The sequence below is a fragment of the Vibrio sp. JC009 genome (assembly GCF_029016485.1).
Classification (GTDB): Bacteria; Pseudomonadota; Gammaproteobacteria; order Enterobacterales; family Vibrionaceae; genus Vibrio.
On the sequence record NZ_CP092107.1, the window covers coordinates 1,711,840 to 1,724,697 of the forward strand.

13 protein-coding genes are annotated in these 12,858 nt (G+C 44.4%); 8 read left to right on the forward strand and 5 right to left on the reverse strand.

The window, feature by feature from the left end; translation table 11 throughout:
• Positions 1-175: 175 nt before the first annotated feature.
• From L3Q72_RS22575 to L3Q72_RS22585, 3 genes are read right to left on the reverse strand one after another with little or no spacing between them, the layout of a single operon-like run.
• A complete protein-coding gene (locus L3Q72_RS22575; RefSeq protein ID WP_275132806.1) occupies positions 176-406 on the reverse strand; it encodes a FeoC-like transcriptional regulator in 231 nt (76 codons plus the stop codon).
• Positions 403-2,682: a Fe(2+) transporter permease subunit FeoB gene (gene feoB / locus L3Q72_RS22580; RefSeq protein ID WP_275132807.1), complete on the reverse strand. Its 2,280-nt coding sequence runs from the start codon at positions 2,680-2,682 to the stop codon at positions 403-405. Before feoB ends, L3Q72_RS22575 begins: the two co-directional genes overlap by 4 nt.
• Positions 2,682-2,909 (reverse strand): FeoA family protein, encoded by a 228-nt coding sequence (locus tag L3Q72_RS22585; protein ID WP_275132808.1) that lies wholly within the window; start codon positions 2,907-2,909, stop codon positions 2,682-2,684. Before L3Q72_RS22585 ends, feoB begins: the two co-directional genes overlap by 1 nt.
• A gap of 182 nt (positions 2,910-3,091) precedes the next feature.
• On the opposite strand from L3Q72_RS22585, the gene L3Q72_RS22590 reads away from it, so the two are divergent.
• Both L3Q72_RS22590 and L3Q72_RS22595 read left to right on the forward strand, forming a co-directional pair.
• Positions 3,092-3,769 carry a response regulator transcription factor gene (locus L3Q72_RS22590; protein ID WP_275132809.1) on the forward strand — a complete coding sequence of 226 codons (678 nt, stop codon included), beginning with the start codon at positions 3,092-3,094 and terminating at the stop codon, positions 3,767-3,769.
• Positions 3,766-5,121 (forward strand): HAMP domain-containing sensor histidine kinase, encoded by a 1,356-nt coding sequence (locus L3Q72_RS22595; RefSeq protein WP_275132810.1) that lies wholly within the window; start codon positions 3,766-3,768, stop codon positions 5,119-5,121. Before L3Q72_RS22590 ends, L3Q72_RS22595 begins: the two co-directional genes overlap by 4 nt.
• Positions 5,122-5,180: 59 nt before the next feature.
• Here the strand turns inward: L3Q72_RS22595 and L3Q72_RS22600 are convergent, their stop codons facing one another.
• Together L3Q72_RS22600 and L3Q72_RS22605 are read right to left on the reverse strand one after the other, a co-directional pair.
• Positions 5,181-5,381, reverse strand: a complete 201-nt coding sequence (locus L3Q72_RS22600; RefSeq protein WP_275132811.1) for a hypothetical protein — start codon at positions 5,379-5,381, stop codon at positions 5,181-5,183.
• Between the two features lie 380 nt (positions 5,382-5,761).
• On the reverse strand, positions 5,762-6,520 hold the full coding sequence (locus L3Q72_RS22605; RefSeq protein WP_275132812.1) for a DeoR/GlpR family DNA-binding transcription regulator: 759 nt from the start codon (positions 6,518-6,520) through the stop codon (positions 5,762-5,764).
• Between the two features lie 493 nt (positions 6,521-7,013).
• Here L3Q72_RS22605 and L3Q72_RS22610 point away from each other — a divergent pair, with 493 nt between their 5' ends.
• The 6 genes from L3Q72_RS22610 (at position 7,014) to otnI (ending at position 12,752) form a co-directional block, all read left to right on the forward strand.
• Complete coding sequence (locus tag L3Q72_RS22610) at positions 7,014-8,048, forward strand: IS110 family transposase (protein ID WP_275131593.1); 1,035 nt, start codon at positions 7,014-7,016, stop codon at positions 8,046-8,048.
• Between the two features lie 363 nt (positions 8,049-8,411).
• Positions 8,412-8,873: a hypothetical protein gene (locus L3Q72_RS22615; RefSeq protein ID WP_275133775.1), complete on the forward strand. Its 462-nt coding sequence runs from the start codon at positions 8,412-8,414 to the stop codon at positions 8,871-8,873.
• Between the two features lie 310 nt (positions 8,874-9,183).
• A complete protein-coding gene (gene ltnD / locus L3Q72_RS22620; protein WP_275132813.1) occupies positions 9,184-10,089 on the forward strand; it encodes an L-threonate dehydrogenase in 906 nt (301 codons plus the stop codon).
• Positions 10,090-10,091: 2 nt separating this feature from the next.
• Positions 10,092-11,351 carry a 3-oxo-tetronate kinase gene (gene otnK / locus L3Q72_RS22625; RefSeq protein WP_275132814.1) on the forward strand — a complete coding sequence of 420 codons (1,260 nt, stop codon included), beginning with the start codon at positions 10,092-10,094 and terminating at the stop codon, positions 11,349-11,351.
• On the forward strand, positions 11,344-11,976 hold the full coding sequence (locus L3Q72_RS22630; RefSeq protein ID WP_275132815.1) for an aldolase: 633 nt from the start codon (positions 11,344-11,346) through the stop codon (positions 11,974-11,976). The genes otnK and L3Q72_RS22630 overlap by 8 nt, the downstream gene beginning before the upstream one ends.
• Entirely contained in the window at positions 11,976-12,752 is a 777-nt protein-coding gene (gene otnI, locus L3Q72_RS22635) for a 2-oxo-tetronate isomerase (protein WP_275132816.1), read from the forward strand. The genes L3Q72_RS22630 and otnI overlap by 1 nt, the downstream gene beginning before the upstream one ends.
• Positions 12,753-12,858 lie beyond the last annotated feature (106 nt).

The following is a 12,858-nucleotide window of genomic DNA, read 5'->3' on the forward strand; positions in this document are numbered from 1 at the left end:
AAAGAGATGTAAAGAGAAAGGTAATAGTTAATTTTTTCAGTAATACTAAAGAACAGACATTCGCTTTAACTTTCCTACAGGTAGATCAATGGCCAATAATCAGCGATTAATCAAAAAAAAGCCGGCGTAGTTTCCTAAGCCAGCCGGGTCATCACCCTAGGGAAAAGTGTGAAAGTCAGAGAATGATATTTACAGCAATATTGTTTTTACCTATGCTCCGGTACCTCACCTGAGGCAGCACTCTCTTTCTGCTGGTATCGGTAATCCTCGAAATCTCTCCTTTTTTAATCCATATTTCCAACATAGCATCCACGCCGTCTTCGCTCAGGGCAAAACGTTTTGCCAGATCAGTTCTTGAAGCACCGCTATGTTGTTCAATGTAAGCTTTTAACTGGCTGACGATCATTGTGTCACCATTTGAACTTGTGGAAGTTCTCTGCCTTGCCTTTTTAATAGCATGTAGGTAGCGATCCAAATTCCCATTACCACAAGTATCCAGGCTACGCTTGTAGCCGGGTGAAGGCTAAAGTGCATCAGATTGTGATAGAAGGCCGCTCCCGTATAAGCCAGCAGCATGGTATAACCTGCGATAAAGCCAGCGTACTGACGGCCGAACTCTTTTACATACGCACCCATAGCAGCAACACACGGGGTATAGAGCAGGATAAAGATAAGGTATGCGAAGGCGGCATGAGCTGATACAAAGTTAGACTTAAGGTTGCCAAAGATACTAGAATCTACCTCCTGATCTTCTGCCACGGCCTCAGTGTCTGACAGGTCACCGACGCTAATACCTAAAGGGTCACTGTAGCTCAGGCCCAGAAGATTATCCGGGATAGTCAGTGCCGCATTTGTCAGGCTGGCACCAAGATCATAGCCAGGCTCTTCTTCTCCTGCCGCAGTTGAATACAGGCTGTTCAGTGTGCCTACCACAGCTTCTTTAGCGAAGATACCGGTAATAATGCCAACCGTTGCCGGCCAGTTATCTTTCTCTACGCCGATAGGCTCAAAGACAGGAGTAACGATCTGCGCCGCTCGCGAAAGCATAGAGTTTTCACTGTCTTCATTACCGAATGTGCCGTCGGTGCCAAGAGAGTTAAAGAAGCTCAGTATGGTAACCACGATGACAATGGTACGACCCGCGCCAAGGACAAAGCGCTTAAGCTTGTGCCAGGTTTTGATTATTACGTTTTTAACCGTCGGAATTTCGTAGTCTGGCATTTCCATGATCAGGGCTTCGCTTGTTCCCGGATAGAGCGTGTTGCGAAGCAGCAAACCTGTAGCAATGGCAGCAAAGATGCCAAGCAGGTACAGGGCAAATACGATATTCTGACCACTTTCCGGGAAGAAGGCCGCGGCAAAAAGAACGTAGACCGGAAGGCGGGCACCACAGGACATAAATGGAGCCATAGAAGCCGCCAGCTTACGCTCACGTTCCTGATCCAGAGTACGGGTCGCCATAATTGAAGGTACGTTACAGCCAAAGCCGAGCACCAGCGGCACAAATGCTTTACCGGGAATACCTATCTTCTGCATGGCCTTATCCAGAATAAAGGCCGCGCGGGCTAAATAACCAGAGCTTTCCAGTACAGAAAGGAACAGGTAAAGCGCGGCGACCACTGGAATAAAGGTTGCGACTGTCTGAATTCCACCACCGATACCGTCTGCCAGCAATGTCGTCATCCAGACCGGAAGCCGGTCATCAAGAAGGTAATGCCCCCCGTCCACAAGGATTGCACCAACAGCAATATCAAAGAAGTCGATAAATGCACCGCCGATGTTTATGGAAAACATAAACATCAGATACATGGCAAGAACAAGAAGCGGCATGCTTAGCCATTTGTTAAGTATCAGTTGATCCGCTTTTTCGGTAAAGCTTCTGCTCAGCTTGCCTTCGGTCTTACGTACCTTTTTTAGAATGTTGTGGATATGGGTGTATCTGGTGTCGGCGATAAGAAGATCGATATCCAGATCTACAGCTGCTGCAGCATGATTAACCTGACTGCGGCTGGTTTGTGAAAGCTCATTCAGAATCAGAGCATCCTGCTCCAGAGCTCTCAGTGCAAGTGCGCGTCCCGATAACGGCTCTTCCTTCCAGATAGACTCAAGGGTGTTAACGGTTTTCTCCAACTTTGAATCATAGTCCAGTTTTAGTGGTGACGGGGTAACGGCTTGTTGCAGAAGCTGGCTCAGGCGCTGCTTAAAGTTATTTACTTCAAGGGCATTAGTTGCTGACAATGCAATTACCGGGCACTCCAGTCGTTTTTCTAATGCGGCTACATTCAGAGTCTGTTGTTCGCGTTTTAGTACGTCCATCTTATTGAGCACCACGACCATAGGTCGGCCAAGCTCTCGTAACTGAAGCGTCATATAAAGGCTACGTTCAAGGCTGCTGGCGTCTACGATGTTAATAATGATATCGGCCGGAAGAGACATGGCTGCTTTTGCCGCAATGGACTCGTCTAAACTGTTGCTGTCATCGCCGCTGTCCAGTGAATATATACCGGGAAGGTCGGTTAGACAGAAGCCTTGTCCTTCATGTGAAAACTGGCCGGTTTTCTTTTCTATGGTGACACCGGCCCAGTTGCCTACTTGTTGCCTGGCTCCTGTCAGAGAGTTGAACAGGGTGGTTTTGCCGCTGTTTGGGTTACCAAGGGTAAGAATCTGATACTGCTTAGACATTATTTCATCTCCACGTCAATCTCTGAGGCGATATTGCTGCTCAGTGCCAGTGACTCTCCCCGGACCTCTACCTGAAGGGGATCGCCCATCGGAGCTTTACGTACTAGCTTAACTTCTGTTTCGGGTAATACACCCATCACCATAAGTTTCTTTTTTATTTGACCGGAGAGCGCGGAAAAGGAAGAGACAGTTGCCACATCCCCGGCTCTAAGACTGTTTAGTTTCATGGTAATCCTTAAGATATATCGTAATGATAGGAATTCGTATTTTGGTTTATTAGATATAACATCAGAGTCGTGAAAAAACCGTGAGGATGCTGAATGAGAATTATTTTAAAGATTCAACACGCTTATCTGTAACTGAGGTATAATCAGGTGTTTGTTGGCAGGCTCAGGAAACAAAGAACTCTATGTATAAGGTATTACTCGTTGAAGATAACCAGGAAATAGCCGGTATTTTATGTGATTTTTATGAAAGCCTGGGAATGGAGATCGACTATGCCAGCAATGGTGAGCAGGGATTAAAGCTGGCGCAGGAGGGGAGCTTTGACATCATTATTCTGGATCTGATGCTGCCGCGCATGAACGGCCTGACCCTGTGTAACGAGTTGCGTGAGGGAGGAAAGGACACACCCGTACTTATGCTGACCGCACTGGATAATACCCTGGACATGCTTAAAGGTTTTAAACAGGGGGCGGATGATTACCTTACCAAACCTTTTAAACTGGATATTCTCGAAGCCAGAAGCCGGGCACTTATCCGCAGATACCGCGGAACTGTGGTTTCCTCTGAACTTAAGTTTGGCCCGCTAACCATTGTGCCTGAAATGCGTGAAGCATACAGGGAAGGGCAACGGCTTAAGCTCAACCCCACCGCTTATACCATTTTAAAGATGCTGTGCCAGAAAGCACCTGAAGTGGTGAGCAGAGAAGAGATCGTTGACGAGATATGGCCGGAGGGCGATCCGGGGCGGGACGTATTAAGATCTCATATCTATCAGCTCAGGGGGCTGCTAGATAAGCCTTTTTCCCGGCCAATGCTGATAACGATTCCCAAGGTAGGTTTTCGTCTTGAGGATGTTTCATGATTCGTCAGTTTGCCAATTCCACCAAAAGCCTGACGGGGAAGCTTGCGCTGTTTTTTACCCTGGTTTCAGTGATCAACTGTCTGGTTATTTATCTCGTCTTTTTAAATGCTCTGAAATGGGCTCAGGATGAGGAAGGGCATAAGCATATTGTGCTCGACTCTCAAACTGCCATTGAAAGGTATCAAAGCGGTGAAACCGGTAAATTGCAACTGGATGTTTTAACCGATGCCTATGATGATTTTACTCTGGTTCCGCAGGCGTATCTTGATCATATCCATGGGGAGTTGTCCTGGTTGGAAAGTTTTTTTGATCTGTTACGCGGGATTCACCGGAAGGAATCTCTGGTCCCCGGTGGATTTGAGGGGCTGCTTCACGGCGACCTTATCTTCCTTGGCAGGGTAGAAACAGACAGCAAGTCAGCCCGTATGCTTTTGGTCAACGAGTTCGAAATTGATGGTGCAATCAAGCCGCTGATACTTGTCAGTAAGATAGATGAGATTGAACTTACTTCCTATGAGCACGCCTTCATTCTAACTGTTCTTGGAGGCATATTTGCGGTTTTGCTAGCCATTTTTATTCTGATCCTTACGCGCCTTTCCAAAAGGCTTATCTCTCCGGTAAACAGACTCTCGGATCAGCTGGATGCCAACAAGGGCGATCCCGACGCTGTGTTTACCATTAACCATGAAGCGGCTATCGAGTTTACTCAACTCACCGGGCAGATGAACTTGTATCGAGAGGAAATCAATGAGCTGATAAAGCGGGAGCAGATATTTGCACGCTATGCCAGTCATGAACTGCGTACACCGCTTGCGATTGTAACCGGGGCAAATGAGCTGCTTCAAAGAGGGGATAACAGTGATTTTCAGAATAAACAACTTAGCAGGATTCAGCGGGCAAGCGATCAGATGTCGGTTATGGTGGATGCCTTATTAGCACTGGTTCGCTATGAAAGGTGTGGTGGAGATGTTCCTGTAAGGAAGATTACTCAGCAAGAGCTGCAGTCCGTTTTTGATGATCATATATGTTATATAACAAATAAAGAGATTGAATTTGAGCTAAGCATAACAGGTGAGCCTGAGGTGAAGGCTGCGACTGAGGTTATTTCTATGATAATTGGTAACCTGGTGCGAAACGCGTTGTCAGCCACGGAAAGAGGCCGTATTGAGTTGAGAATGGGGAAACGGTCAATATCTGTACTGGATGAAGGTTCGGGTCTTTCAGAGCAGCCATTTGAAGAGGGGCACGGGTTGGGGTTACTGTTGGTAAAAGATTTCTGTCAGCGGTATGGCTGGCAGTTTAGTCTTACAGATAGGGAGGGAAAAGGCTGTCAGGCTCGGATTGAGTTCTGAACAAAAATTGTCACTACAATTGAATGGCGATGAAAGAACTGTTTGTTTGCGCAGTTAAATTATCTTTGGCTAATTACCTGCCGAACTAACAAGCGCGTCCATGGTTTACCATCCGGAGTAAACTTTTCCATCTGATTTAATCTGTCAGCAATTTGCTGGTGGAACATCCCCAGCGAGTGCCATTGCTTTGCTAAGATTTCGGCAGGTTCATCTATTCCCGACGTTGGAGTACGTACATCAGGATCACCTGTTGTGCGCACATCTAAGGCTGCGATGTTTTCGTTGTGTGTGTACACCCCAGATGGTTTATTGGAAGAGGGAGATACCATAAAATGGACAGATAACCACGATGGTTCATATTCACTTTCAAAAATCAGCAAACTCGAAATGCTCGCTGAGCAGGAGAAAAATAGGTAACTGGTTGGGCTTACCCGTAATTTAACTCTATTTGTTGTCGACAAATCCTGTCAAATTTTGCCCTAAATTTTTTATATTAGTCGAGAAAACCGCCGTACATGGCCTCTGGCAATCATGTCAATGTGTAGATCTAATTAGTTTGCGTTTATCACCGCAATAACAACCCCACTATCAATACTCGTTCTGCATATCTAAACAACAAGCTGTTTTGCCCTGAGAGTTTTTACTTTGCAAATAGTACATAGATCCCTTTTTGGTTTAGAGCCTCAAGGGCATGTTGAGAAAGGTCGTTGTCGGTGATGGTGTTGAATCGTTCCATATCCACCGCGTGAGAGGACGCAACTCTGCCATATTTGTTTGAGTCAGATACTAGGCAACAAGTGCTCGAAACATCACATATTGCCTTCTTCACAACCACTTTATCCTCAACAAGAGTTGAAATACCGTGTTGATTCCAGAATGAGGTAGAGATAAATGCCAGACCGATATTAAACTCCCTGATTGTTTGCGCGGCTTTTAAACCTATACTCGATTTATTCGCACGATCGACTCTTCCTCCTGTGTAATAAACGCTGCACGTTGAGTTTAAAATCAAATAGTTAGCAATAATAAAGTCATTGGTGAGAATGGTTAGATCTTTATTGTCGCCGATTTTTTTCGCGATTTCTAAAGTTGTTGTGCCGGCATCCAGGTAGATGACCTTATGATCTTTTATCAGCAGCGAGGCTTGTTGGCTGATACTTTCTTTCTCACTTTTGTTCTGAAGATCTTTGTCATCATGAGACTGCTCATTTTTTAAAGACTCTGCTAATTGAACTCCGCCTGTTACGGATAGTACACAGCCCTCATCTTCAAGTTTGCCGATGTCTCGTCTAATTGTCATGTGAGAAACTTGTAGGCGTGCTTTCAACTCATTGATGCTGATGAACTCTTGTCCCTTAAGTAACTCTAATATTGAACGGTGCCTTTCAGCCGGAATCATGCGATTTCTCCAATGTTTCGATTACTGACACTCTACCAAAAGCAGCTTGCGATGTGAATATATGTTAATTGTTTGCTATTTATGCAAGATATGTCATGAAAAATGAGTCTAAAACAATTCATCCTAACAATTGATCACAAAAGTTATCATAATTTGATCTTAGTGAAGGTTCTGCCAGAACATATGCATTAGCATAACAATAGTTAACATATTTTCACATAGTCTACCAGGAGACAACTCCTGATACGGGCCCAAGTTATTATGATTGAATTACATAGGCACAGATCGATACTTGAGATTGTTAGTACCCAGGACCGAATTTCAATACAAGAAATTGTTGAAAAGTTTAATGTCTCTCCGGCTACAGCACGAAGAGATTTGTCAAAGCTAACTGAGAGCAAACAAGTCAAGCGAGATAATTGGACTCCCCCTCCCCAAGAGAAAAGGTTAAGATCTTAGTTGTCACACATAGTTCTTAGTTGGAGTCCATAGTATGAAGAATACAATTGTTGGTGTTGATTTAGCAAATGATGTTATCCAGGTCTGTGTGGTCAGGAGTAACAAGGTGCTCTCCAATAAAGAGATGACACCGCAAGCCTTTAACGCCTGGCTTGCTAAGTCAAAACCAGTAACTGTCATATTTGAGGCATGTAGTAGTGCCAACTATTGGCAGCAAACTGCTCATTCTTTGGGCCACCATGCAAAGCAAATCAGCGCTAAATTAGTTGCTCAGGTTCGCCAAAATCAAAAAACGGATAAAAATGATGCGCTTGCCGTTGTGCAAGCCAGCCAGTTACCTGAAGTGAGGTTCATTTCAGGAAAAACGTTTAAGCAACAAGAGTTGCAATCGATAGTTCGTATGAAAGATTTGGCCACTAAGCACAAGGTCGCAATGGAGAATCAGCTTAGGGCACTATTGCGTGAATTTGGTATCCGTATCGCGAAAAAAGGCTCTATTCGAACAGTGATTGAATCAACGCTCGAAGATGCTGAGAACGGGTTTTGCGATGAATTTAGAGCGTCATTAGATGCCGCTTGGCAAACTTACCAGCAACAGGTAGAAGTCATCATTCAGCATGAAAAGACACTTGAGCAACTGGCTGCCCAGAACGAAGAGTGTCGAACCTTTATGGCAATAGAGGGTGTTGGACCGATGAATGCCGTCAATATGTACATGTTATTAGTGTGCGGTGAGATGGGGACATTCCGCACTGGCAGGGATGCTTCTGCTTGTGTTGGGCTTACCCCGATTCAACATACTACTGGCGGTAAGGTAAAACTCGGCAGCGTTGGGAAGTTTGTTAAAAACCATAGCATGAGGGCTACGTTAGTTAGTGGGGCTATGTCTGTGTGTAGCCAGGTATCCAGACGAGAGCCCCGAACGAAAAAAGAAGCTTGGCTAAAAGCGTTAATCGAACGTCGAGGAAAGCGTTGTGCTGCGGTTGCGTTAGCAAATAAGACGATTAGAACCGCCTTTGCATTAATTGCCAATGGAACCGAATACCGGGCTGAGCCTTTAACTGCTTAGCTTTTAAGAATCACCAATACAATTGCTGAGTTTAGATGAAAATCAGCGGTTTTAGTCAGTGTTACGGTCTGAGCTTATAGCTCGCGAACGAGAGATGACAAAGCCGTTCGCGTAAATATCAGTGAGCCAGGGTTAGCTACCCAAACAGAGCTCGAACATAAGCACGCATTAATTCTAAATAGATGCAAAGGTATTGTTGACACGGGGGAGTCCACATAAGTTCGTAATGGTGCCGAAGCTCTGCTAAAGACTAAATTAGACATTGCTCAGGGTACAGTAGGTAGGTTTACTTTAGTTAGCGACCGGGACAAAAGGCTGGCTCAAAAGGCTTCCACGCTCATAAAGACTGGTCAAACTATCGCTATCAGCAATCATGATAGTGCCAGGCTTCTAGCAGAAAAGCTATGTAACCAAGCTTACGTAATCATGACAAACTATTTTCCATTAGTTCAATACCTGATTGCTAAAGGCCATGATGAGATAATTGTTCCCGGTGGACAGTATCAAAAAAATAATGCAATGCTCTGTCACCCTTCTGAATCTGTGAACAATTTTTATTGTGCAGACCATATGTTTGTCTGCGCTGATGGGATAACCGAACAGGGGGCTTTTCAGTCAGATGTTTTCTCTGGTATGTGTGAAAGGCAGATGGTCTCTGTAAGTACCAGAATTACAGTTATCCTTCAAAAGAACGCCATCAATCACGCTGTAGGTAGCAAGATAGCTAACCTTGATGCAATTCACTCAGTCTTAGTCTGCGAAGATGTTGAGCAACGTGTTCTTGATGAACTCAAAGCAAGAAATATCAAAGTAATACGTGTATAGCGAAACCGACAACAATGATGGTGGCCTGGTGAACTGATCCGGCGCCTTTCAACTGGGATCATAACAAATTCTCCAACAAAATAAAGTGGCCCAAGCTTAACAAAATCATTCTAGATTGTGAATTTCTGTTAAATGAGTTCGTTATTGTATGCGTTATAATCAGAAAAGCGGTTAAATGAGTGAGGGTGTAACATATATTCACATTCGGTTGCGCGGTATGTGACTTTTGTCGAAGAAATGTGGTATGCCTTATAATAATCTAACAGGGTATAACAAATATTAACAACGGTTCACTCCGGAGGGTAACGGGATGGAAGATAGGAAAGTACAAAGTGTCGCGGTAATTGGTCTTGGTTCTATGGGAATGGGGGCCGCTAAGTCATGTATAAGGGCTGGGCTTGATGTGTATGGGGTAGATCTTAATGACCAGGCTTTAACGGAACTATCAGTTGCAGGCGCAAAAGCCGTTTCTAGCAACTGTGCAGACTTTTCCAAAGAGCTCGATGCGTTAGTTCTGCTGGTCGTCAATGCCAAGCAGGTAAACGCTGTACTCTTTGAATCCGGGCTGGCCGACACTCTCAAACCGGGCACGGCCGTGATGATTTCTGCGACGATTGCTTCTGAAGACGCGAAGGCATTTGAAACCAAGCTTCAAGAAAAGCAGTTGATCATGCTGGATGCACCAGTCTCTGGTGGCGCTGCAAAAGCTGAGGCTGGTGAAATGACCGTAATGGCATCAGGTAGTAAGTTGGCTTTTCAGCTAGTTAAACCCGTACTTAACGCGGTAGCGGCTAAGGTTTACAACATTGGAACAGAAATTGGTCAGGGATCTACGGTGAAAATCGTACATCAACTTCTTGCAGGAGTGCATATTGCAGTTGCCGCAGAAGCCATGGCTTTAGCGGCGAAAGCCAATATCCCATTGGATCTAATGTACAACGTAGTAGTAAATGCTGCAGGAAACTCCTGGATGTTCGAAAACAGAATGCAGCATGTAATAGACGGCGACTACTCACCCAAATCCATGGTTGACATCTTTGTAAAGGATCTAAATCTCGTTTCTGATACCGCAAAGGAACTTAAGTTCCCTCTTCCTTTAGCCAGCACTGCTCTAAACATGTTTGTTAGCGCAAGTAATGCCGGGTACGGCCAGGAGGATGACAGTGCCGTAATTAAAATCTTCGAAGGCATCGAACTGCCTGCTAAGGAGAAGTAATCATGCTATTAGGGGTTATTGCAGACGATTTTACCGGAGCAACCGATATAGCAGGCTTCTTAGTTGCTAACGGTATGCGAACCATTCAGTTAAACGGTGTACCAGAAGGTAATATTGAAGTAGATGCCGACGCAGTGGTAATAAGTTTAAAGTCACGTTCATGCCCGGTTGATGAGGCCGTAGGAAGTTCATTATCAGCATTGAACTGGCTTAAAAGCCATGGTTGTCAGCAGTACTATTTTAAATATTGCTCAACCTTTGACAGTACGGCCGAAGGCAATATTGGACCTGTTACTGACGCATTGCTGAATGCTTTGGATGAAAAGTTCACCATTGTTTGTCCAGCGTTGCCCGTAAATGGCAGAACGGTATTTAATGGTCACCTGTTTGTACTGGGAGAACTACTTAGTGATTCTGGTATGCGTAATCACCCAGTAACGCCAATGCTTGATTCTAGTTTGATGCGGTTGATGGACGCTCAATCTGAAGGCAGTACCGGTTTAGTTAACTATCAGGCTATAGAAGAAGGGCCTGAATCCGTAATTCAGGCTTTCGAAAACCAGAAAAATGCAGGTAAACGTTACGCCGTAGTCGATGCTTTCAATGCTAGTCATTTAGACACATTAGGTAAAGCCGCCGAATCTCTGAAGTTGGTAACAGGTGGCTCTGGTCTGGCGGCTGGTATTGCTAAGAATTGGATGAGTCAGTTAAGCGATCAGACAGAAGCTCTTGAAGCAGGTCGTCCAACGAAAGCGAATACAGTATTGCTTTCCGGTTCTTGCTCCGTCCGAACCAACGAACAGGTTGCAGCATACTCAACTAAAGCGCCGAACATTGCTCTCGATGTTAAGTCTTGTATCGAAAAAGATGACTATGTAAGCAATATCACAGAGTGGGTGATGAACAACCTTGACGGTGAATTTGCGCCGTTAGTTTATGCTACCGCTGAGCCAGAAGTGCTCAAGCAGATTCAGAAAACATATGGTGTAGATGCTTCAAGTAAAGCGGTAGAAGGTTTCTTTAGTCAGCTTACACACCAGTTATACGAAAAAGGTATAAGCAACTTTATTGTTGCCGGCGGCGAAACCTCTGGTGTAGTGACTCAGAGTCTTGCAGTGAAAGGTTTCCACATTGGCCCTCAGATAGCTCCTGGAGTACCTTGGGTTAAGGCCATTGATAGTTCTCTTTCACTTGCATTGAAATCAGGTAACTTTGGTGAGGTGGACTTTTTCTCCAAGGCTCAGGAGTTCTATCATGAGTGATCGAGTCTTACGGCAAAAAATGGTTAGTTTAGCTCGTTCGTTGTTTGAGCGCGGCTATGCAACCGGAGGAGCGGGAAACCTCTCTTTGAAACTTCCTAGCGGAAATATTCTAGCGACACCAACCGGCTCTTCAATGGGGCGTTTGGATGTCGATACACTTTCAGTGGTTGATATAGAAGGGAACCACCTTTCAGGTGACAAACCATCTAAGGAAGTGACGTTCCATCTAGAGTTGTATCGCAATAACTCATCCTGTAATGCGGTCGTTCATCTTCACAGTACATATCTGACGGCACTTTCCTGTCTTAAGGGGATAGATCCTGACAATGTGATAAAGCCATTCACCCCATACTACGTGATGCGTGTAGGCAAGATGCCCCTTATTCCGTATTTTAATCCAGGGGACCCGCAGATTGCAGTTGAGTTGGCGAAGAGAGCAACTGACTATCGGGCATTTTTATTGGCAAATCATGGGCCAGTTGTAACTGGTGCGAGCTTGGAAGACGCAATGGACAATATCGAAGAGCTGGAAGAGACAGCAAAACTTAGTCTGATGTTAAAGGAGCAGGAGATCCAATACCTTTCAGATAAAAATGTAAACGAGTTAAGTAGGAGACTAAAATAATGGCTAAATTTGCTGCAAACCTAACGATGTTATTTACCGAATTACCTTTCATGGAACGATTTGAAGCTGCCCAAAAGGTAGGTTTTCAAGCCGTAGAATTCCTGTTCCCTTATGACTTTGAGCCTGCTTTACTTGCTGAAAAGCTTCACACCTTCAAGCTGGAGCAGGCTCTTTTCAATATGCCTCCGGGCGATTGGGAAGCGGGCGAACGTGGCCTTGCTGCTCTTCCAGGACGTGAAAAGGAATTTCAAAACAGTGTTGATGTTGCTCTGCGTTATGCAGAAGCATTGAACTGTAAAAAAGTACATGCCATGTCTGGTGTGATGGATAATAAGTACAGTTATGAATTACATGAAGTAACTTTCATTAAGAACATTCGATATGCGGCTGACAAGTTTGCGGAAAAAGGAGTAACGTTACTCATTGAACCGTTGAACGAAAGAGTTGCTCCAGGTTATTTTATTTCTCATCAAAGAGACGCTGTTGAGTTAATAAAAAAGATTGGTAAACCAAACGTAAAATTGCAGTTTGATGTGTTTCACGCACAGATAATGGATGGAGATATAACGAATTTAATTCATGATCTTTCCGACCATATCGGACATGTACAGATAGCTTCCGTCCCAGACCGATTTGAACCAAATGAAGGAGAAATACATTATCCTTATATATTTAATGTTCTGGATAATGTTGGTTATTCCGGTTGGATAGGTTGTGAATATAATCCTAAAGATACAACCTTATCAGGAATAGACTGGGTTAAACCATATTTGTAAAAACAAACCACACTAAATAGCTAGCTGTTTTAAATAAAGTGAAATTAGACCAATTTATATGCCCTGTTAATTTAGCAGGGTAGGGCTCTTATTGTTTAATTATGTA

Excerpts from the sequence above, each read along its gene's own strand:
- otnK (WP_275132814.1), top strand. The coding sequence starts at position 10,092 with ATGCTATTAGGGGTTATTGCAGACGATTTTACCGGAGCAACCGATATA.
- ltnD (WP_275132813.1), top strand. The coding sequence starts at position 9,184 with ATGGAAGATAGGAAAGTACAAAGTGTCGCGGTAATTGGTCTTGGTTCT.
- L3Q72_RS22595 (WP_275132810.1), top strand. The coding sequence starts at position 3,766 with ATGATTCGTCAGTTTGCCAATTCCACCAAAAGCCTGACGGGGAAGCTT.
- L3Q72_RS22610 (WP_275131593.1), top strand. The coding sequence starts at position 7,014 with ATGAAGAATACAATTGTTGGTGTTGATTTAGCAAATGATGTTATCCAG.
- L3Q72_RS22585 (WP_275132808.1), bottom strand. The coding sequence starts at position 2,909 with ATGAAACTAAACAGTCTTAGAGCCGGGGATGTGGCAACTGTCTCTTCC.
- L3Q72_RS22630 (WP_275132815.1), top strand. The coding sequence starts at position 11,344 with ATGAGTGATCGAGTCTTACGGCAAAAAATGGTTAGTTTAGCTCGTTCG.
- L3Q72_RS22605 (WP_275132812.1), bottom strand. The coding sequence starts at position 6,520 with ATGATTCCGGCTGAAAGGCACCGTTCAATATTAGAGTTACTTAAGGGA.
- otnI (WP_275132816.1), top strand. The coding sequence starts at position 11,976 with ATGGCTAAATTTGCTGCAAACCTAACGATGTTATTTACCGAATTACCT.
- feoB (WP_275132807.1), bottom strand. The coding sequence starts at position 2,682 with ATGTCTAAGCAGTATCAGATTCTTACCCTTGGTAACCCAAACAGCGGC.
- L3Q72_RS22575 (WP_275132806.1), bottom strand. The coding sequence starts at position 406 with ATGATCGTCAGCCAGTTAAAAGCTTACATTGAACAACATAGCGGTGCT.
- L3Q72_RS22590 (WP_275132809.1), top strand. The coding sequence starts at position 3,092 with ATGTATAAGGTATTACTCGTTGAAGATAACCAGGAAATAGCCGGTATT.